The following is a 21,925-nucleotide window of genomic DNA, read 5'->3' as shown; positions in this document are numbered from 1 at the left end:
AGTTGGCTTTCCATGGAAGGGGATCGCGGCTTGATGACATTCGTTAAAGCCGCGATCCGCGGCGAGCGAACTGTGAAAGGCAGCATTCGGCCAGAAGCGGACGTTGAGACTTTTTTGATATTTAACGCCCGCATTTACGGCTGGTTTGAAGCGCATCGGAAAACCAGTCCGGCAATATGCGTTTGTTAAGGCTTAATGGCTTGATAAATTCCATTCTACTGAATGTTCTGCTTACGCCAGTTATCAACAGCAATTGATAAACGCTTAACTCTGACAGGTTTTTGCCATTCATCCCAGAAATCAACAGTACCACTATTTGGCTTGTTTTTGGGTTCATCAATTCTGATCCGACTTGGCAATAGACTAGCATCGCCGACAACAAGTGCTTCACCAGTATCGAGTGTCGGCAAAATATCGCTAAATCCGCCAAGACTGTCTGGAAGTAGACGTTTGATAACCCCCTGATCCTCGGCGTTGGTTAATCTCATGGACACAAAGTTGCTGCACTGGCTAAGCATCGTCTTATTCACTTCAGACGGACGTTGACTTATCACCACCAGGCTGACGCCATATTTACGCCCTTCCTTCGCGATGCGCTCGAAAATATCAAGTGATATGTCGTCGGCGGAGTTGGCCATGCTGCGCTGTGGCATGTAAAGATGCGCCTCATCACACAGCAATGCGATAGGATGACGTAAATGCGATGGCGTCCATTGTTGAATAGAGAACGTGGCCCTTGCAACTAGAGATACAATCAATGGGAGAACGTCCGAAGGCACTTCCGAGAAGTTGATGATCTTAATCCCGGCGTTGCCATTCTCATCTGTACTCCCGAATACTGCAGTAGTGAATTTTTCAAGCCAAGTGAAATCTAGTAGATCGCCACCACCGTTGAACATAAAGCCAAGGCGTCTATCGGAGACTTTGTTCTCAAGACGGGAAATCATGCGGGCGAGTTTCCCAAAAAAATCACCTTGTTTCTCTCTGCCACCCGCTCCAGGAACCATCTCAACGTTGATTTCATTCAACCGTCCCATTAGGACATCGAGATCAAACGGAACTGGGCTATCTACGGTGAAATGCTTCAATACGTCTTGCTGACCGTTCTCCTCCAAGTACTTTTGCTTCGCTTGATTGATTTCGCGCGCCATAATCATAGCCTGGTTGGGGGCATTCTGGTCGCTGCGGTCGACGAACATGGACACGAGAGCTTCATAAGAAAGTAGCCAGTACGGAAGGTATATCACATCATCATCAATGGTACGTTTAGCTTCAACGTCTGCAGGACCAGCAACCTTGAAATGCTGAATGCCTTTGCCCGCTAAAGGAGCGTATTCGCCATGAAGGTCAAAGACGATAGCGTTAGCGGTGGAGAGCCCCGACATCTGCTCGATGATTTTGGCAGTCGTCCAGGATTTACCAGAACCGGTACTGCCGCCAATAAAGGCGTGGCGCTGGAAAAATTTGTTGCCGTTTAGGTAGGCAACAGCATGTTCGTCCAACGTATATTTACCGAGAGTCAGGGCATTCCCATCCGCTGATACGCTGGAAAGGGTACGCATGAAACCTGTGAGGTTTTCACCTTCGAGCGAGAAGCAGTTAGCGTCTATTTCCGGAACGCTTTCGAGGGTGCGACGGAATACGTTCTCCTTTTGGCCGTCACGATCCAGCATGGTGCCAATTAGAGCGATACGGCACAGATTTAACTCTGGCGCGTGGTCGTTAATACCGTCATTGATAATATCTTCGATGCCACGTTTGCGGGTCACCTGCGTAATGAGACCGATGAGGTGCTGCCCGGGCCTGCTGCTTTGCAATACAGCGAGATGGTTAACCTGCAACCTTTTGAGCTGGTCGATATTCTCCACCTCTACGATAACATTTGTGGTATCGACGGACGCAACCTTCCCAAGCGCTTCTTCATCGTCAAATTTAAAAATCGCCATATCTTCTTCCTATATGATTATTGAAAGGTAGCCTTCAAGGCTCCAGATGTTCATTTCCACTGTAATTGGAGCCTTATCCAGAGAAGAATAAACGATAGATTGATCGTCTGTTTTACCCCGTTCTATCGCTAGGTAGTTCTGCGCGTCACCATCAAGAATAAGCTTTTTGGCTGAGTCAGAAAGCGCATAAGTGATAATGGTTATAGGCGTCTTCTGTCTGAGGCATTTCACCATCAGCTTCGGCTGAATATGCTCATCATTAAAGCCGTAACCAATACAAAGATAAGAACCAGCTTCACTGATAGCTAGATCAGCGTGATTGATAATAGAGCGGAACGGCTCCAAATGCGTTTTTTGGTATTTCTGGGTGCCAGGTGTCACGATCTGCGGCTGATAGTTTTTAGGTATCTCTTGGATATTTGAGAGAGCAACAGTATCCTCCAGCGGGGACTGGAACCAATCCAGAGATCCATGGACCTTCCAGATATTCACCCTGCGTGCAGAGGTGATTTCTGTAGGAGCCGCGAGTTGACGGAAGAAGCCGTGCGTAAATCCAGTGTAATGATGGATACGTCTCTGATCACAGGCATACTCTGCCAGGCGATCATAGTTTGTAGTGATAATGTTTATCTTCTTGAGGCTGCTTCTGAACATATGCTCAAGAAGGCGACTCAATGAAAACATTGCATTATCCTGAAGACTTTTTTGAAAGATTTCCATGTCTTCAGAGTTAATTAGCATCCAAGTAGCTTTAATAACTCTAGACGTCAGCTCTTCAGAAGCTGCGACTTGGTGTAGAGCGGACTCTAGGTCTACGCCGTTGCCTAAAATCTGGCAGAATTTTCCCCAGCCCTCCAGCTCAGAATCTGACAGACCGGACACGTCGGTGTGCGCGACGAGGTGCTTTGCAAGCCCCCACATCCCTGACATTCCGTGCGCAGCCGAGGCTCCGCTGCCCATAATGATGACAGGTGCCTTTCCATAGAATTCCTGCGCTTGTTTTTGGTAGTTAAAATCAGGCATATCGCTCTCTATTATTGCCCCTGCATCCTTCAGTTAACTATGCAACTGCCAACAGTGCTTAATCGGCCTAACGCCCGACTCAACTTCCGCCAAAGGCGGTCGGTCGCAATTTCTTGTTAGCGCGGTCGGGCTCCCGAAGCATGAAATAGTGGATTTCATTCTCGGATAACACTCGAAAGCCGTGCTTTCTGTAGAGTGAACCGACAGGGTTCCATTTTAGATACTCTAAACGGATATTTTGCCGCAACTCATCACACCCGATTACGACTTGACGAAGTATCTGTGTTCCAAGCCCCTTACCTCGGAATGCGGCGGCTATGTAAAACTCTCCAAAGCGTAAAGTGTCTCCTTCATCCAAGAGGGATAGAGTTCCTATGCGGTGTTCTCTGTACATAATGATCGACCAAGGCTTCTCTCCCCACCGTTGCCGGTGAATAGAAAGCTGTAAAGCCTCGTCCCATCCCCACCTCGCGGAAATGTGAGGCCCCATTGCATCTTTCTTCATCTCGTAGGCAAAGTCGTATTCGTCGTTTAAGGCCGGTCTCAGGTTTAGATTCATATTTTTAGCCGCTAGCACGTATTAGACAGGATGCTCGTTTATGGACTTGAACGAACACGCCGTTCAAGAATGTTGTGCTGCTAGCATGAAGACTCTCTACAACACTGAAATATAGTAATTACACATAGCTCAGCTACATAACACCGATCATTGTGCATGCTGCATACTCTCAATTAACGTGATTGCTGCCTTTAGCTACATGTCCGCTATGGGGCGGAAACGTTCAGCTTTCTTACCCAAGCCCTATTCGGAATACCTTTCATACCAACTTGCCACACTCTGATTCATTTCTCTATTCTCTAGCCCCTGTCTTTCGTCGGGTAGGCTGCAAAACGCATCATTCCGCACTATTTTTTTGGGCCCCTAATCGTGGCGCTCCCTCAGCACTGGCGCGAGATAGAGCCCTCTGCAACGCTGCATCAAAACCGACCCATTTAGCGTGTAGGCGGGGCGGGTAGTCGACAGCGCGCCGGCGGTGCCGGCGTCAATCTCGACGATCCAAGTCCAAGCGGCGGCAACGGCCGTCCTTTCTGTCGCCATATAGGAACAGTTAGCACGATTCAGGCTTTACAGGGAATCCCCTCATCGTCCGTCGATTGGTCTAATGCCGCAGTCGGGCATGCCTACGTTCCTTCCGGCTGGCATGAGCCTGATAGGAGTCGGAATAATGGTCCGAGCTTCTATCTGCATTGCGCCAAATTTAGAGTGGGATAATGAAACGCGCGGCTCCGAGTAGAACATCGGGGAGATCGGGATTTTGCGAAGTGTCTGGCGTTGAGTTGAATAGGAGTGGGCGTTGAATTGAATAGTGACAGACGTGGAATAGCGGCGGACGTGGGAGATCGCTGGCGCCGAAATGGTGCCCCCATCAGGATTCGAACCTGAGACCTTCCCCTTAGGAGGGGGACGCTCTATCCAGCTGAGCTATGGGGGCTGACCGGGATCGCCCTGAATCGGGCGAGGTAAGCGGCGCACAGTATAAGCGCCGGATTCGTCGAGATAAACCCGCGGGGGCCATTGCGTCGGGACGCTCCGCGTTGGCGTTGATACAATGCCGCCTTTCCGATTCGAGCCGTCGCTATCTCATGCCTTGTTCTCATGCGTATTCTCATGCGTAGTTCTGATGACGCTTCCGCGCTGCCTGCCGCGAGCCCGCGGCACGGCAACGATATCCCGGTGGGACAGGACCGGATCTTCGACGGCCTGGCCGACAAGTTCGCCAACAGCCTTTACGCGACGGCGCGCGGCCAGATCCGCCTGGCGGTGCTCGATCAGGTCCTCTCGCAGTCTCTGCCGCAGGACGGTGCGGCCGCGCTGGATGTCGGCGGCGGCCTCGGCCAGATGAGCATGTGGCTGGCCGAGCGCGGCCATGATGTCACGCTGGCGGAGCCTTCCGCGGAGATGCTGGCCCGAGCGCGAGCCGAATTCGGCGAGTTGCCCATTCGAACACTGCAGGCGCCGATCCAGGCGCTGCCGGAGCTGGCGCCGGGGCCATGGCCGCTGGTCGTGTGTCACGCGGTGCTCGAATGGCTGGCCCAGCCGCGTCAGGCGGTTGCCACGCTGAAGTCCCTGCTGGCGCCGGGCGGTCGTTTGTCGCTGATGGTGTTCAACCGGGATGCGCTGCGGTTTTCCAACGTGGTCAAGGGCAATCTGGACAAGGCGCTGGAAGACCGGCTTTCGGGCACTGGCCAGCGCCAGCGTTTGACGCCGATCTCGCCATTGACGCATGCCGATATCGAACGCTGGTGTCGGGAAGAAGGGCTGGTGATCGAGAGCGTCGCCGGCATCCGGATATTTCACGACTACCTGCGGGAACGTGCGCCGAGCGACGCGCAGCTCGCGACGATCATCGAGCTCGAGAAGCGCTACTGCCAGACTGATCCGCACTGGCGCCTGGGGCGCTACCTTCACTACATCATTCGGCACGCCGACAGCGCGGGCCCAGAGGAGACGTTCTGATGTCGACGCAGCCACCGGCGTGTCAACTGCTCGCCCGCCAGGATGCGGACTACCGTGGTTGGTTATGGGTCGCACCACCCCGCGATGGCTGGCTCGAGTCCGGCGAGGGCAGCGTGTGGAGTGCGGATCTGGATGTCTGCGAGGCCTGGCGCAATGCCGGGCGCCCGGCCTACGGGGCGCTGACCGCACCGTCTGCCGAGGTGCCGGGGGCGGTGCTGTTCTGGCCCAAGAGCCTCGCGCTGGGGGAATGGTGGCTGAGCGCATTGAATACGGCGCTGCCGGCGGGCACGCCGATTCAGATCGTCGGCGAGAACCAGGGCGGCATCAAACGTGTCCCGAAGATACTGGAAGGCTTTGAGCAGACGTGCCGCAAGCTGGATACGGCGCGTCGCTGCACGCTGTTCGCGAGCCGAACGGTCGCTTCCGACCGTGACCCGGAGGCCGTGTGGCAGACGTTCACGGCAGAAGAGCTGACGCTGGCGAGCCATCCTGGCGTCTTCGGCCATGGCAAGCTCGACGACGGCACGCGGCTATTGCTGAAGGCATTGGCGCAGTCGCCGTTGCCGTTGCCGGCGCGCGGTAAGCCGCTGCGGGCGCTGGATGTCGGCTGTGGGGATGGCGTGCTGTCGGCGTGGCTGGCGAAGCAGGGCTGCCAGGTCACGGCGGTCGATCTCAACGCCTTCGCGGTCGAGGCCACGCGGCGCACGTTAGCCGCCAATCAGCTGAGCGGCACGGTCATCCAGAGCGATGTCTATCGGCGGATGGAGGGGACCTTCGAGGCCATCGTCAGCAACCCGCCGTTTCATCAGGAGCGCTCGATCGATTACGGGCCGACCCAACGACTGATTCGCGAGGCGCCGGCGCATCTCGTCGATGGCGGCAGCCTGACTCTGGTCGCCAATGCGTTCCTGCCGTATCCGGATTGGCTGCAGGAGACGTTCGGCAGCTTCGAGACCCTCGCCGACAACCGACGCTTTCGTGTCTATCGTGCGATCAAACCCCGGCGTTGATTCGCCGTGCACGCCCGGCTAAGTTCTTCGGAAGTTGGCGCTCGGAAGTTGGCGCTTAGAATTCGGCGCTCAGGAATCGGCACCGCCGTGCATGACCTGCGGTCGCGCCAGATAGTAGCCCTGGAACAGGTCGCAGCCGGCGCGCTGACAGCAGTTCAGGTCGTCTTCCGTTTCCAGTTTTTCCGCCAGAATCTTGAGCTCGGGATAGTGAAGGCGTAGCTGCTCGACGATGTACTTGAACGTTTCGTCGCAGTAATACGGGTATTCGAGTTTGACGATATCCACGAGGGGCAGGTAGGGATGCTCGACGTCCACTTCGGCGTAGTCGTCCAACGCCAGAGTGAAGCCTCGCTGGCGCAACTGTTGCAGGCAGTCACGGATGGTGTCGTCGACCGGCGTATCTTCGAGAATTTCCACTACCAGACGCGAGGTATCGAACGGCAGATCGATACTCAGCATGTCGGCGGTGAAGTTGATGAATAACGGCTTTCCCTCGCTGACAGTCTCCAGCTCGCCCTGGCTGAACGCATTCATCAGAACCGTGCTGGTGGCCCGGTTGCCATCGAATGGCATCGGCCTCGGGCCGCCATCCGTCGGGCGATAGAGTAGCTCGTAGGCAACGATTTCCAGGGCGGTGTCGAAGATCGGTTGCCGAGCGAACAGTATCGACGAAGAGGGCGGATCGATGGCATTCGGCATGGGCTGTCCTCGAGGGCTCGTTCATGTCAGCGACGGATAACTGTCTTTCCACGCCGGTTCGGCGGGCGGTCTGAACCGCACTCCCGGACTAGCTCGGCTGGGTCTGCGGCTTCAGCCTTCGGAATCGACATAGGCGATATCGGTCACGATGTAATGGGTCTCGCCGCCCGGGGCCGCGACGACGACATCGTCATCCAGCGCCTTGCCCAGGAGCGCCTGCGCCAACGGCGCATCGACGCTGATCCAGTGCTTGTCGGTATTGGTTTCGTCGTGGCCGACCAGACGCACCTGCAGCTCTTCTCCATTATCGTCTTCCAGCGTGACGCTGGCACTGAAATAGATCTTGCCGGTATCCACCGGCAGGCGATCGACGACCTGGAGCTCGTCCAGCCGCTTCCGCAGATAGCGGATCCGGGCAATGACGCGGTTCAGCTCTTTCTTGTTGTAGGTGTAGTCTGCATTTTCGCTGCGATCCCCCAGTGCTGCGGCTTCGCCGACCTTCTCCGACAGCTGTGGGCGTTTGACCCGTGACAGATGGTCGTGAATGCCCTGTAACCGATTCCATCCCTGCGGCGTGATCAGGTTGCTCTTCTTCTCCTGACGCGGATCCGTCTTGGGATCGCGCCAGCGCGTCATGTTGCGGCCTTGCATAAGAAGATCCTGTTACGCTCATCGAAGGCGGAGCGTATCGTAATCCGGTGTCTGGCGGCCATCTCATGCGATTAAAACCGCGTCTCTTGCGACTAAAACCCTATAGTGATGGATTCAAACGCTCGTTAGATTGCTAGCACGATTGATTATTAGCACGATCCCCCAGGAGAGATGTCGATGCGACAGCAATGCCAGTGGTCCCCGTGCAGCCGTTTTCGACTGATGTTAATGCTCATGATACTGGCCGTGGCGTCCAGCGGCGTTCTCGGTGCGGCTACCGCGATGGCGCAAGCGCCGGACTCCTCCCTCTTTTCCCTCATGCAGCGGTGGGGCAATGTCGAATACCAGATGCAGGGCGATGCCCAGCTGCGCGCTTTCGAAGATCTCGCGGGCGAAGTCGACATGCTGGCCAGGAGCGAACCGGAGAATCCCCATATATTGACGGCCCGGGGCGTGATTCTGGCCTCGTACGCCAAGGCCAAGGGCGGCCTCGGCGCCCTGGATCTGGCCAAGCAGGCACGCACGGCACTGGAGAAGGCGATCGCCATCGACCCGCAGGGCGAAGACGGTTCGGCCTACGTGACGCTGGGCGCGCTCTATCAGCACGCGCCGGGCTGGCCGATCGCCTTTGGTGATGACGACAAGGCCCGGCAACTGCTCGAGCGCGCGGTATCGATCCGGCCTGCCGGTATCGATACCAACTTCTACTACGCCCAGTTTCTCGAGGATCAGGGCAAGGACGACGACGCCTTGACCTACGCCCAGCGCGCCGTCGATGGCCAATCGCGGGCTGGCCGGCCTTCCGACGAGGCGCTGCGGAAAGAAGCTCGAAACTGGTTGGCCGAGCGCCGCTGAGCGCCGCTGAGCGTCGTGCCCGCTCGGACCGGGACTATCAATACAGGTTGGCCTTGAGCAGCGGCTTGAGCAGATAGTCCAGCACGCTGCGTTCGCCGGTCTGGATGTCGACCTGGGCAATCATGCCGGGGATGATCGGTAGATTCTCGCCGTTGTGGGTCAACGAGCCGCTGTCGGTCCGGATATAGACCTTGTAGTAGGACTCCGTGCCGCGCGGCGTCTCCTCTTCGATGGTATCGGCACTGATCTGATCGACGGTGCCCTCGAGATCCCCGTAGATCGTGTAATCGTAGGCCGTGATCTTGACGCTGGTGAACATGCCCGGTGCCAGGAAGGCGACATCACTCGGCTTGATCTTGGCCTCGATCAGCAACTGATCCTCCAACGGGATCACCTCCATGATCGTCTCGCCCGGCGGTACCACGCCGCCCCGGGTGGTGTAGTTGATGGCGTTGACCCGGCCATGCACCGGCGAATGCAGCTCGGTGCGCTGATACTGGTCCTGACGCTGTACCAGCACCTGCTCCAGCGAGGAGAGTTCGCCTTTCTTGTCGGTCAGCTCGGTATAGGCGTCCTGCACGTAGCTGTTCTGGATTTCGGCGCGTTTACCCCGTAGCGACGCCATGTCCTGCTGCAGCTGCAGCGCCTCCATCTCGCTCACCGCCTTGCGCTTGACCAGCGGCTGGATCAGGTTCAGGCGGCGCTGCGCCATCTGGATTTCATGGTCCAGCGATTCAGTGGCCTCACGCAGCTTTTCACGCCGCGCGTGAAACAGCTCGCGCTCGGACTGGGCCAGCGAGCTCTGCGCATCGACACTCTCCGGGAATGTGATGCTGTCCTGCTCCAGCACTTCGGCCTGCAGCCTGGCGATGGCCGCCCTCAGTGCCTGGACCTGATTCTGCGTTTCCTGATAGGCGCTGCGAAAGCGGGTGCCGCTGAGCTGGACCAGCAACTGGTCCTTGTCGACGATATCGCCTTCACGAACCTTGAGGTCTTCGATGATGCCGCCCTCGAGGCTCTGGATCGACTGAATCCGGCTGACCGGTATCACCCGGCCCTCGCCATGGGTCACCACGGCGATATGGGCCCAGGCGGCCCAGCCGATGAAGCTGAGCAGGCAGATCAACACGGCCCATACCACCGGGCGGGCAAGGGGATGACGCAGATTGGCGCGTGGATCGCCCAGTTGGCGCTGCAGTTCCTGATCGCTGAGTGTGGTGGCCATCTAGCGTGCCTCCCTGGATTTGGAACCAAGGTTGGAGCTGGCGCCCTGGTTGCCGGTGGCGGCGACCCGGTTGCCCTTGACCACCTGATCGAGACTGCCCTGCATCGCCAGCTTGCCCTCGCGCAGGACGATGGCGCGATCGGTCAGTTCGAGCAACGGCTTCTTGTGGGTCGAGACGATCAGCGTGCGACCTTTCATCCACCGCTTGAGGAATTCCACCGCGCGCTTCTCGTTGGTTTGGTCGAAGGCAGCGGTGGGTTCGTCCAGCAGCACGATGCGGGGATCCTGCAGCACCAGCCGCGCCAGACCGATGGCCTGACGCTGGCCGCCGGAAACGCTGCCGCTGGAAGCGATCGGCATTTCCAGTCCTTGAGGATGCGAGCGCACGAAACGCCCCAGGCCGACGCCGTCCAGGGCCTGGAATATCTCCTCGTCGTCGTAGGCCGCGCCGTCCAGAGTCAGGTTCTCCCGCAGGGTGCCGTAGAACAGCGCGATATCCTGCGGAAGATAGCCGATCGCCTGGCGCCGGTCGGCGGATTCGATCTGAGCGATATTGACGTCATCCAGCATGACCTGGCCGCCGGAGGGTTCGATGAAACCGGAGAGCAGCCGCAGCAATGTCGATTTGCCGGCACCGTTACCGCCCAGCAGTGCGACGCGCGAACCCGCCTCGATCGTCAGTTCGTCGATCTTCAGTGCGGCCGGCCCCTCTTCCTGATGGCGGACCTCGATTTCCTCCAGGCGATAGTCGCCGTGGAGCCGGGGTTTACGGACTTTCTGTCCGGCCCCGCTTTCGTTGGGCGCCTGCATCAGTTCGTCCAGGCCTTCGACAGCCGCCTTGACGTGCTGCCAGCGGGCGAGCAGGGCGCAGGTCTGTCCCATGGGGGCGATCGCTCGTGAGCCGAGGATGGAGCAGGCGATCAGCGCGCCGACCGTCATGTCGCCGGCGCTGATACGGTAGACCCCGACGATCACGATGCCCACGTATCCCAGCTGCTGCAGCAGCGAGGCGGAGTGGGTCAGCATGCTGGTGACCGAGCGCAGCCGGATCGAGGCCGTCGACAGCTGGGCCGAGAGCGATTCCCACAGTGCCAGGTTGCGGCCCTCGGCGCGGGTCGCCTTGACGGTCTCGAGCTGATCCAGCGATTCCAGCAGCACCCCGTTCTTGACCGCACCTTCGCGCAGGTTCTCCCGGGCCAGTTTGGCCAGATAGCGTTGCAGCAACAGGCCGGGAATGATCATCCCGGCGATAGCGGCCACCGGTACCCAGGCCACCGGCCCGCCGATCCAGGCGATGATCAAGACGAAGATGGCAACGAAGGGCAGGTCACTGATGGCGCCGGCGGTCGCGGAAGTGAAAAATTCACGCACCGCCTCGAACTCGCGCACCTGACTGGTAAAGGCACCGGTCGAAGGCGGCTTTGCCGCCAGACGCAGGCGAATCGCTTGTTCGAACAGCTTGGACGAGAGTTCGAGATCCAGTCGCTTGCCGATCACCTCGAGCAGATGGGCACGCAGGCCCTTGAGCACGAACTCCAGCAATACCGCCAGCGCAACGCCGCTGGCCAGCACCCACAGCGTATCGAAGGCGGCGTTGGGGACGACGCGGTCGTAGACCTGCATCGCGAACAGCGCGGTGGAGATCGCCAGCAGGTTGGCGGCCAGGGCGGCAACGCCGACTTCAGCATAGGCGGGCCAGCACGCCTTCAGTGGCGCCTTCAGCCAATGTTTTGGCTCAGCTTTGGCAAAGTTGCCGGCCCGATCGTCACTCCGGGCTATCGGACGAGCGAAGATCGCGGTACCGCTGTAGATCGCTTCCAACGCCTCGCGGGTCATCACTTCCTGGCCGCCGCCGGTCTCCGGCAGCACGACGGTGGCCTCGTCGGCGTCCAGCGATTCCAGCAGGGCCGTGTCGCCGTCCTCGAGAATCAGCAGCGCCGGCAGCAACCGCGAGGAGAGGCTGGCCAGTGGTCGGCCGGCCACGCGAGCGCTGACCCCGGCTCGGCGTAAGGACCGGGCGGCTTCGCTCAGGGGCAATCGCCCCTGTGATAACGGCAGACCGTCACCCAGTTCGGCAACCGAGGCGGGTCGATCGAGACGTCGGCAAAGCAGGGCCATGCCCTCACGGAGCGGATCGGCGTAGTTAGCAGCATGGTGATTGGCGTAGCTGTCGGCACAGTGATCAGCGTGGCTGTCGGCGTGGCTGTTGGTGTAGCCCTCGGCCGAATCTGGATGACGGTTCTCGTTGCGTTCGGAGGCGGATAGGCTCATGGAGCGTCATCTCCCAGGCGACCGGTGATCAGCGGGTTGATCAGTCCAAGTTGTGAGGCTGCGCGATACTGGATGCGCTTTTGCTGGCTTTCGAGGTCGATCAACTGACGACGGGCCGAGAACGCTTCCTGGCGGATCGTCAACAGATCGTTGACGTCACGTAGTCCCACCGAGAACTGATCGTCGTAGAGATCGCCGACGGATCGCGCTTGCTTGACCTGATCCGTCAGCGCCTGCTGACGTTGCCGATAGACTTCGGCGTTTTCGATCAGGGTCAGCACGCTGCGGCGAATTTCGCGCTGCTGGTCGTCGATGCGATAGCGGGCGGCCTCGAGTCGCTGGCGGGCAGCATCGGGGCGCTGGAAGTTGGCCAGTCCCTGGAGCGTATCCATGCGCAGGCGCAGGCCGATGACCGAGTCGTTCTGCAGCTCGCCGCCGATCTGGCGACGCTCCAGCGAACCTTCGAGATTGAGCTGCGGCTTGAGTGCCGCCTGGGTCTCGTCCAGTTCCGCCTGGGCCTGAGCGGCGCTGGCTAACGCCTGACGATAGGCCGGCGCGGCGACGATCCAGTCGTCCAGCGCTGCGGTTTTCTCCAGACGCGCGGTGAGCTCGCTGGGCATCGGCGCTTCCAGTTCGCCGGGTGAGACACCCACCAGGACGCGAAACTGCTGACGAGCGTCATTGAGCGCGCCACGTTCTGTGGCCAGCTCATCGCGGGACTGGGCCAGGTCCAGGGCCACGCGGCCCTGTTCGCTGCTGTCGGTATAGCCGTTGCTGCCGCGATCCACGGTCAGATCCCGCAGATTCTCGAGGTCGTCGACGTAATTCTCTGTTACCTCGAGGCGCTGCTTCGCGGCGAGCACATCCAGATAGACCTCGACGATGTCGAGTGCGGCTTCCTCCTCGGCGACGCCTACCGCCCGGCGCGCTTCTCGTTCGGCTGCGTCCGCGCTGGCGACCTGGCTGTCGACACGGCCCCAGTCGTAGAGCATTTGGCGGGCCGAGGCGTCGTAACCGAACTCGCTGAACGGAAATTCTTCCGGGCCGGCGGAGAGATCGACGGTGGGGAAATAGCCCCACTCGGCGATATCGACTTCGGTGCCGGCGGCATTGGCGTCCGCGATGGCGGCGCGCACCGCCGGGTTGATCGCCAACCCGCGGCGGATGGCTTGCTCGAGCGGGAGCGGTGCGTTTCGAACGGTTGACCGACCAGCGGTCGTTACCCGATCAGCAGCCGATGGCTGAACGCCGGTCTCGCTGAATCTCCTCTTGGAGTCGGCCGCTGGCGACGCGGTCCATCGAATCGCGGGCAGATCCGTTCTGACCTTGGGGCCAGCCCCGTGATCCACGGCGTCCCACCAATGGCGCTCCTGACCGTGGGCGATGGCAGGCGCCAGACAGACGACGATTGCCAGCATGCGTAGAGACCACCTTTCTGCGTGTTGGAGTGAGTCGTCGATGACCGTGTTTCCTTATGTCTGCGTATCCTCGGAGGGGACCTGAGGCGCCCGCCCTGGTGAGTGAGGGAAATGGAAACGGCCATGAGTCCGATGCCTCGGGCTCATGGCCGTGCCGATCAGGTCTCTACCTGAACGGTGTCCTGCTCGACTTGAATGGCGGTATCCCCAAAGGTGTATTGGTCGTAGGCAGTGCCTCCCAGCGTGACAGTGCCGTCGGATGTCGCCCCTTGAATATTGAGCGTGTCCTGTTGGTCGCCGGTGATCTGCAGCACGTTGTCGTCGTCGGTCATGGCATCGACGTCTTCCGCGCTCAACGTCACCGTGCTGGCGTCATCACCGCGGCCCAGGTCGAGCCGTTCGACATTGCCGATAGCCCCAACGTCGCCATTGACCATGTCCAGATCGATGCCACCGTCGAGCAATAGAGTGTCGAAGCCATCACCGCCGTCGATCGAGTCGAAGTCGGTGCCGCTGGTCACCAGCAGGTCGTTACCGGCGCCACCGTCGAACGTGTCGGCGCCGTTGCCGTCGATCAGCAGGTCATTGCCGGCACCGCCGTTCAAGGTGTCGTCGCCTGCACCGCCACGTAGCAGATCGCTGCCGTCGCCACCGTTCAGCGTATCGTTGCCTTCATAACCGTAGAGGCGCTGGCTGCCGGTGTCGCCGGTAAGCGTCTCGTTGCCGCTGGTGCCCTCGATGATGTTGTCGTTGTTACCCAGCAAGGTGCTTAACGCATCGAGGTTGGCCAGCTCGCCGAGCGAGTCCGAGGCGGTCCGGCCGTCGCTATCGGTGGCGGTAATGCTCGTTGAATTGAGCAGCGAGAGCTGAAGGTCGGCACCGAGCCCGAGTAATCCGTCCGCATCGTCGAACGCCACCGTCCCCAGCAGTTCGTTGATCGCCAGATTGTCGATGGTGCCGCCGTCAGCGGCCGTAATGGTGACACTCGCGGAGGGCGCCACCAGCCCAAGCAGGCCGGGATCGTTATCGAAGGCCAGGCTCAGCCCCAGTTCGTCGGCCATTTGTTGCGAGGCAGTGAATTGAAGCGCGGTAAGGTTCACGCTAAGCAGAGGCTGATAGGCGACCGTCACCGATTGCAGGTTGCCGTTGGCGTCTGCGGCGAACAGATCCTGATTGCCACCGATATCGATCAGACCCAGCAGATCCGCGCCGGCGATACCTAGCAGCGAGGAGGCGTTGGCCTGAACCACAGGGGCGACGTTGTCGGGATCCGGCGTCGGTGCCTGCTGGCCGGTACTGTCGAAATCGACACTGGTACCGGCAGTATCGCCATCGTTGTCCGAGATGACGGCGTCGACGCTAGTGGAGACGCTGCCGGAGAGATCGGTGTCGGCCGAGGCGTCATCGACGATCAGGTTGCCATTGGCCAACAGGATTTCGATGATAGCCAGATCGCTCGCGCCACCCCCGGTCAGATCGACGCCTTGGAGCGTGATGATCTGGTCTGCCGAGGCCTCCTTGGCCGAGGCATCGGTAATACCCTGGAACGCGCCCGCTGTGCTGATGTAGACCAGCGTAGCGGTACCGACCAATGCGAAGTGCAGATAGTTGGTCAGGTTGCCGGCGTTCTTGCCGATCTTGCCTTCGCCCTGCAACAGGTTGCCAAGATCGAGGAGATCCCCACCCCCGGAGACTCTGGCGCTATTGAAGTCGGTGATGGTGTCGTTGGCGGGGGTGCCAACGCTGCCCTGATTGCCTTCCTCCCAGCGGAATACGTCATTGCCCGTCCCGCCGGTCAGCGTGTCGTTGCCGGCGCCACCGATCAGGATGTCGTTGCCGCTGCCACCACTGAGCGTATCGGCCCCGGCGCCACCACGAAGCAGGTCGTTGCCCTCGCCGCCGTTGAGCGTGTCGTTACCCCCGTAGCCGTACAAACGATCGTTGTCGGCAGTGCCGGCCAAAGTATTGGCCGAGCTATTCCCCTGAACCAGATAGTCGGGGACGTTGCTCTGCAGCAACCCAAGGCTGAGAAGGTCGCTGCTGGAGGTGCTCGTCGTGTTGTTCTCGGCATCGGTGGCGGAGATGGATATCGTCGAGGCGAGTCCCAGGTTCAGTACGGAACTGCTGAAGTAGACCGAGCCCAGAAACTCGTTCAGCGCCTGATTATCGATGGTGCCACCGTCGGCCGCGCTCACAGTGATCGAAGCGTTGAAATCCAAAACGCCGAGGTTATCGACTGTGTAGGTCAAGCCAAGGTCATTGGCCAGCGCCTGTGAGGCGCGGAAACCGGCGCCGAGGCTGATATTGATCGCTGTCAGAGACACCGTGACCGAGCGAATGTCGTTATTGGCATCGGTAGCCGCGAACGCCTGCTCATCGCTAAAGTCGACCAGACCCAGCGCCTCTGCGCCAATCAGGCCCAGCAGACTATCGTTGTCACCCAGCGCCACGACTGGGTCGGCTTCCGGCTCCGGATCGAGCAGGTTCGCGCCGGACGCGTCGTAGTCGTAGCTGCCATCCTGCATGTCGACGGTCAGCGTCTCGCCCTTGACGGTCTGGATCGTCAGTTCGCCCGAGGCGTTGTCGTAGTCTCCCGGCTGGAACGGCACGACCAGCTCGGAGCTACCGGTCGCGGAGACGCTGTCCGTCTCAGGGTCGTAGTTGAACGTATAGCCATCGATGGTGAGTTCGGAGACGTAGCCCCCATCGGCACCGTAGCTGTCGACGAAGCTGCCGGAAGCCGTCGCCGAGTCGGTATCGATCTCGAATAGTGCCGGCTGAGCCGCGACAGGGAGATCATCGGTCAGATTGACGGTCAGCTCGCCGATGGTCTCGTTACCCAACCGGTCGCTGGCGGTGACATCGAAGCCCAGCGCCAGAATGTCGGCGCCGGCCAGCGGGTGATCCAGCGCTTGCGACTGCGTGAATGTGTAGGCGCCGGTGGTGCTGACGCTCAGCGTTGCCACGGTCGTGCCATTCGCCGTGCCGGTCAGGGTGTAGGTGTCGTTACTGAAGCTGCCGCTCCAGACTACGGACTCACCGTCGGCGGTCACGCCATCCGGGCCGCTGATGCTGATCGCCTCTACCCCCGTACCGCTGTCATCGATCGCCATGGTGCCGGAGACCGCAGTGCCGAGATTCGCCTCGCTGGCGTTTGCGGCAGCGTCGTCGATCGTTGGGGCCAGGGTATCGAGCGTGGTGGTGTCGGTGATTTCACCGTCGTTGCCGGCAGCATCGGTCAGCCCGAGGGTGGCGGTCAGAACACCGTCGTCCAGCGTGCTCAGGTCCTGGGCGGCGACGCTCACGTTGCCATCGGCATCGACGGTGATATCCGCTAGATCAACAGTAACGGTATTGCCGCTGGCGTCACTGATGATCAGCGAGCTCACGGTCGCATTGCTTTCGATGCTGCCGCTCAGGGTGACGCTGTCGGCTTCATCCGGCACCAGCGCCCCGTCGCCGCCGTCGTTGAACTCGATGCTGTTCAGGCCGTCGTCGTTAGCCGGCGAAACGCCATCGACGGTCGCTGATGCCGGGTCGCTGGTGTTGCCTGCGGCATCCGTGGCCGTGGCATTGAGGGTATCGCCATCGGCGAGCGGGTCCTCGAGGGTCACGCTCCAGTTGCCGTCGCCATCGACCGCGGCCGGATCGCCAATCGGGTTGCCCGCACCGTCGGTCAACGTGACCGTGCTGCCGGGTTCGGCGGTGCCGGTGATGATGTCACCGTTGGTCGGGTCGATCGTCGGCGCCATCGGATCGACGGTATCCACGCTTAGCGTGAAGCTGGGGCTGGCGGGGGAGGCGTTGCCGGCGGCATCGGTCGCCGTGGCGGTAAAGACGATATCGCCTTCGGGCAAAGCGTCCGGTGTGAACGTCCAGTTGCCATCATCGTCGGCCTCGGCCGTGCCGATTTGGGTGCCGTCGGCGAGGATCGCCACCGTGGCGTTGCCTTCGGCGGTGCCGGTCAGCGTCGGCGTGGCGTCGTTGGTGCTGTCGCCATCGTCTAGCGTGCCGGTCGGATCGACGTCATCGGTGGCGCTGACGATGGTCGGTGCTGCGGGCTCGGTGACATCGATGGTGACCGCGCCGAGGCTACCCACCTCGCTGGTGTTGCCGGCAGCATCGGTCTGGCGCAATTGCACGTCGCCAGCGGCATAGTCGCCTTCCGGCAGTTCGAAGCTGTTACCCGTACCGGTCGTCCAGCTGTCACCACCGTCGGTCGAATATTCCCAGGTCGCGCCATCTTCGAGGCCATCGACATTGACCATCGGGTCACGGGTGATGCCGTCACCGTCGGTGGCGGTATCCACTGCCAGCGTGGGCACCGGAGCCTCCGGGGCTACGCTGTCCAGCGTGCTTGTGTCGGTAACCGTGCCGGTATTGCCGGCGGCATCGGTGACCGACAGCGTCGCGGTCAGTTCGCCGTCGGTGAGAGCGGATAGATCCACGCCGTTGGTCGTCAGGTTACCGTCGGCATCGACGGTGATATCCGCCGTATCGACGGTGACGGTATTGCCCCCGGCATCGCTGACGATCAGTGAGCTCACTGAAGCGCCGCTCTCGATAGTCCCGTTCAAGGTGACATTGCCGGCCTCGTCGGCATTGAGGAAGCCGTCGCCGCCATCATTGATCTCGATGTCGTTGTCACCGGCGTTGGGTGCAGCGGTATCCACGATTGCCGTGGCGGGGTCACTGGTATTGCCCGCCGCGTCCGTGGCTGTGGCATTGATCGTGTCGCCGTCGGCGAGCGGGTCGTCGAGGGTCACGCTCCAGTTGCCGTCGCCATCGACCAAGGCAGGGTCACCGATCGCGTTACCGGCATCATCGGTCAACGTGACCGTGCTGCCGGGTTCGGCGGTGCCGGTGATGATGTCACCGTTGGTCGGATCGATTGTCGGTGCCATCGGATCGAGGGTATCCACGCTCAGCGTGAAGCTGGGGCTGGCGGGGGAGACGTTGCCGGCGGCATCGGTCGCCGTGGCGGTGAAGATGACATCGCCTTCGGGCAGGGCGTCCGGCGTGAACGTCCAGTCGCCGTTGTCATCAGCCTCGGCCGTGCCGATCTGGGTGCCATCGGCGAGGATTGCCACCGTGGCGTTGGCTTCGGCGGTGCCGGTCAGCGTCGGCGTGGCGTCGTTGGTGCTGTCGCCATCGCCGAGCGTACCGGTCGGGTCGACGTCATCGGTGGCGCTGGCGATCGTCGGCGCCACCGGATCGGTGACATCGATGGTGACCGGGTCGAGGTTACCCACTTCGCTGGTGTTGCCGGCAGCATCGGTCTGGCGCACCTGCACGTCGCCAGCGGCGTAGTCGCCTTCGGGCAGTTCGAAGCTGGTACCCGTGCCGGGCGTCCAGCTGTCGCCACCGTCGGTCGAATATTCCCAGACGGCGCCGTCTTCGATGTCAGTGACGTTGACGGTGGTATCACTAGTGATGCCGTCACCGTTGATGCCGGTGTCGCTGGCAAGCGCTGCCGTCGGGGCGTCAGGGATCCCGGTATCGATGCTCAACGAGAACGCGTTGCTGGTGCCTGAGGCGTTGCCGGCTTCGTCCTGTGCCGTGGCGGTAAAAATCGTTTCACCGTCGGTGAGGGCGTCCATGTCATCCGGCGTGAACGACCAGTTGCCGTCGCCATCAGCAAGGGCGATACCGATCTGAGTGCCGTTGGCCGAAACCATGACCGTGGCATTGGCCTCGGCGCTGCCGGTCAGTGTCGGCGTGGCGTCGTTGGTGCTGTCACCGTCGATGAGCGCCCCGGTCGGCTCGACATCGTCGGTGGCGCTGTCGATGGTGGGTGCGTCCGGTATGTCGGTATCGACCGTCAGCGTGAACGAATCGCTCGCTCCGGATGTATTGCCGTTGCCATCGGTGGCGGTAGCCGTGAAGACGGCGTCGCCTTCCGGCAGCGCATCGACCAGGGCGTAAGACCAGTTGCCCTGATCATCGGCAGTGACCGAAACAAGCTCGGCGCCATTGAGTGAAATAGCGACCGTGCTGCCGGCTTCCGACGTGCCTTGGAGAACGGGGAGCGGGTCGTTGGTACTGTCGCCGTCGGCGAGATCGTCGGTTTGCGGATCGACATCGTCGACCGCGAATTCGATGGTCGGTGGGGCGGGCGGGGTGACGTCATTGAGATCTGCGTCAACGGAAATGCTGGCGGCCGGTCCGGTATTGCCGGCGGCATCGGTTGCCGTGGCGCTGACCACGGTAGCGTCTGCCAACGGCGCATCCGGAGAGAACGACCAGTTGCCTTGGGCGCCGGCAGTCGCCGTCCCGATCACGGTATCGTCAACGGTCAATGTGATCGTGGCACCGGCCTCGGCGGTGCCCGTGATCGGCGAGCCGTCGGTGGCGTCCAGCGTTGGTGCGTCGGGCGCCTGAGTATCCACGGTCAGGGTGAATTCGTTGCTGACCGGTGAAACATTGCCAGCTACGTCAGCCGTCCGGGCAGTGAAAGTGTAATCGCCTTCATCGAGCGTGGCGGGGGTGAACGCCCAATTGCCATCGGCACCGGCGGTAACGCTGGTGAGCTCCGTACCGTTCTGGAAAATGGTCACCGTGGTATTGGCTTCGGCGGTACCGGTCAGTGTCGGGGTCGCATCGTTGGTGGCATCTCCGTTGACCAGATCGTCGGTAGCCGGGTCGATATCATCCGTCGCGCTGACGATGGTCGGTGCCGCCGGGTCGGTCTGGTCGACGGTAATCGGTCCCAGGCTACCGATATCACTGGTATTGCCGGCGACATCGGTCTGGCGCACCTGGATATCGCCGTCTGCGTAAGTCGCCGCGTCCAGCTCGAAGCGGCTACCGGTTCCCGTGTTCCAAATGGTGCCGCCGTCGGTGGAGTACTCCCAGGTCGATCCCGGCTCTAGTCCGGCGACATTGACCGTGGCGTCGCTGGTGATGCCGTCTGCCGCATTATCGCCAGTGTCGTTGGCCAGTGTGGGTATCGGAGCAGCGGGGTCGGTGGTATCCACCGTCAGCGTGAAGGTGGAGCTGGCCGGCGATACGTTGCCCGCGGTATCGGTGGCTGTGGCGGTAAAGTCCACATTGCCATCGGGCAGAGCATCGGCGTCGTCGATAGCGAATGACCAGTTGCCGTCATCGTCGGCATCGGCAGTGCCGATTTGCGTGCCATTGGCGAGGATTGCCACCGTGGTGTTAGCTTCGGCGCTACCGGTCAGCGTCGGTGTGGCATCGTTGGTGGTGTCGCCGTCGTCGAGCGTACCGGTCGGGCCGACATCATCTGTGGCGCTGAAGATATTTGGCGCGACAGGATCGGTCAGGTCGACCGTCACCGCGCCGAGGTCGCCGCTGCCGCCGGTGTTGCCCGCGGCGTCGGTCTGACGAACCTGCACGGCGTCAGCGGCATAGTCGCCTTCCGGCAGCTCGAAGCTGGCACCCATGCCGGTTGTCCAGCTATTGCCGCCATCGGTGGAATATTCCCAGGTTGCGCCGTCCTCGAGGCCGCCGACGTTGACCGTGGCATCGTTGGTGATGCCGTCATCCTCAGTTCCCGAGTCGTTGGCCAGCGTTGCGGTCGGGGCATCGGGTGCAGCCGTATCGAGCGTCGTGGTATCGGTGACCGTGCCGGTATTGCCGGAGCCATCGGTCACGGAGAGGGTGGCAGTCAGTTCGCCGTCGACGAGATCCGACAGATCCACGCCGCTGGCAGTCAAGTTGCCGTCGGCATCGACATTGAAATCGGTGACATAGGAAATGACACCGTCGCTATCGCTGATCGTCAACCCGGTGACGGAGGCGCCGCTCTCGATGCGCCCGGTCAAGGTGACATTGCCGGCCTCGTCTATGTTCAGGAAGCCGTCGCCGCCGTCGTCGATATGAATGTCGTTGCCATCGGCATTGGGCGCGGTTGCGTCGACCGTTGCCGTGGCTTCAGGGCTGACGTTACCGCTGGCATCGGTTGCGGTGGCGTTGACTTCGGTCCCGTCGGGTAGCGGTTCGTCTGGCGTGAACGACCAGCTACCGTCGTCAGGATCGGCATCGACGCTGCCGATCGGGGTGCCATCTGCGTCGGTCAACGTGACCGTGCTGCCGGGCTCGGCGGTACCGGTGATCTCGTCTCCATTGGTCGGTTCGATCATCGGGGCCGCAGGGGCCGTCGTGTCGAACGTCAGCGTAAACGTCGGGCTGGTGGCAGAAACGTTGCCTGCGATATCAGTCGCGGTGGCAGTGAAGACGGTTTCACCGCCAAACAGCTGATCCGCCTCATTGGTGGCGAACTGCCAGTCGCCGTTGCCATCGGCCGTGGTAGTGCCCAGGTTTCGACCGTCGGCGTAGACGGTCAC

At 60.8% G+C, this 21,925-nt stretch carries 11 protein-coding genes and 1 tRNA gene; 3 read left to right on the top strand and 9 right to left on the bottom strand.

The window, feature by feature from the left end; genetic code table 11:
* Window positions 1-215 precede the first annotated feature (215 nt).
* The 3 genes from BTW08_RS15495 to BTW08_RS15480 all read right to left on the bottom strand — a co-directional run bounded on the left by BTW08_RS15495 (window position 216) and on the right by BTW08_RS15480 (window position 4,462).
* Complete coding sequence (locus BTW08_RS15495; protein ID WP_075563430.1) at window positions 216-1,946, bottom strand: ATP-binding protein; 1,731 nt, start codon at window positions 1,944-1,946, stop codon at window positions 216-218.
* Between the two features lie 9 nt (window positions 1,947-1,955).
* Window positions 1,956-2,969 carry an SIR2 family protein gene (locus tag BTW08_RS15490; protein ID WP_075563429.1) on the bottom strand — a complete coding sequence of 338 codons (1,014 nt, stop codon included), beginning with the start codon at window positions 2,967-2,969 and terminating at the stop codon, window positions 1,956-1,958.
* 1,416 nt (window positions 2,970-4,385) lie between these two features.
* Window positions 4,386-4,462, bottom strand: a tRNA-Arg gene (locus tag BTW08_RS15480).
* A gap of 176 nt (window positions 4,463-4,638) precedes the next feature.
* Between BTW08_RS15480 and BTW08_RS15475 the strand changes: the two genes are divergently transcribed.
* Together BTW08_RS15475 and BTW08_RS15470 are read left to right on the top strand one after the other, a co-directional pair.
* Complete coding sequence (locus BTW08_RS15475; protein WP_083627925.1) at window positions 4,639-5,487, top strand: methyltransferase domain-containing protein; 849 nt, start codon at window positions 4,639-4,641, stop codon at window positions 5,485-5,487.
* Complete coding sequence (locus tag BTW08_RS15470) at window positions 5,487-6,497, top strand: methyltransferase (protein WP_075563427.1); 1,011 nt, start codon at window positions 5,487-5,489, stop codon at window positions 6,495-6,497. Before BTW08_RS15475 ends, BTW08_RS15470 begins: the two co-directional genes overlap by 1 nt.
* Before the next feature lie 69 nt (window positions 6,498-6,566).
* Here BTW08_RS15470 and BTW08_RS15465 read toward each other — a convergent pair whose 3' ends face one another.
* Both BTW08_RS15465 and greB read right to left on the bottom strand, forming a co-directional pair.
* A complete protein-coding gene (locus BTW08_RS15465) occupies window positions 6,567-7,196 on the bottom strand; it encodes an EAL domain-containing protein (RefSeq protein ID WP_075563426.1) in 630 nt (209 codons plus the stop codon).
* 111 nt (window positions 7,197-7,307) lie between these two features.
* Window positions 7,308-7,847 (bottom strand): transcription elongation factor GreB, encoded by a 540-nt coding sequence (gene greB, locus BTW08_RS15460; protein ID WP_075563425.1) that lies wholly within the window; start codon window positions 7,845-7,847, stop codon window positions 7,308-7,310.
* 228 nt (window positions 7,848-8,075) lie between these two features.
* Here greB and BTW08_RS15455 point away from each other — a divergent pair, with 228 nt between their 5' ends.
* Window positions 8,076-8,702 carry a hypothetical protein gene (locus tag BTW08_RS15455; protein ID WP_246837769.1) on the top strand — a complete coding sequence of 209 codons (627 nt, stop codon included), beginning with the start codon at window positions 8,076-8,078 and terminating at the stop codon, window positions 8,700-8,702.
* Window positions 8,703-8,739: 37 nt separating this feature from the next.
* On the opposite strand, the gene BTW08_RS15450 is transcribed toward BTW08_RS15455, so the two are convergent.
* The 4 genes from BTW08_RS15450 to BTW08_RS19040 form a co-directional block, all read right to left on the bottom strand.
* The gene (locus BTW08_RS15450; RefSeq protein ID WP_075563423.1) at window positions 8,740-9,927 is read right to left on the bottom strand and encodes an HlyD family type I secretion periplasmic adaptor subunit; all 1,188 of its coding nucleotides are present in this window, start codon (window positions 9,925-9,927) and stop codon (window positions 8,740-8,742) included.
* Window positions 9,928-12,198: a type I secretion system permease/ATPase gene (locus BTW08_RS15445; RefSeq protein ID WP_083627921.1), complete on the bottom strand. Its 2,271-nt coding sequence runs from the start codon at window positions 12,196-12,198 to the stop codon at window positions 9,928-9,930.
* Window positions 12,195-13,616: a TolC family protein gene (locus BTW08_RS15440; protein ID WP_083627920.1), complete on the bottom strand. Its 1,422-nt coding sequence runs from the start codon at window positions 13,614-13,616 to the stop codon at window positions 12,195-12,197. The genes BTW08_RS15445 and BTW08_RS15440 overlap by 4 nt, the downstream gene beginning before the upstream one ends.
* Before the next feature lie 158 nt (window positions 13,617-13,774).
* A partial coding sequence (locus BTW08_RS19040) for an Ig-like domain-containing protein (protein WP_210403263.1) occupies window positions 13,775-21,925 on the bottom strand: 8,151 nt, incomplete at its 5' end.

The organism is Salinicola sp. MH3R3-1, from assembly GCF_001937155.1.
GTDB lineage: Bacteria > Pseudomonadota > Gammaproteobacteria > Pseudomonadales > Halomonadaceae > Salinicola > Salinicola halophyticus.
The sequence above is the reverse complement of the archived record's forward strand: the minus strand, read 5'-3'. Positions and strand labels throughout refer to the sequence as shown.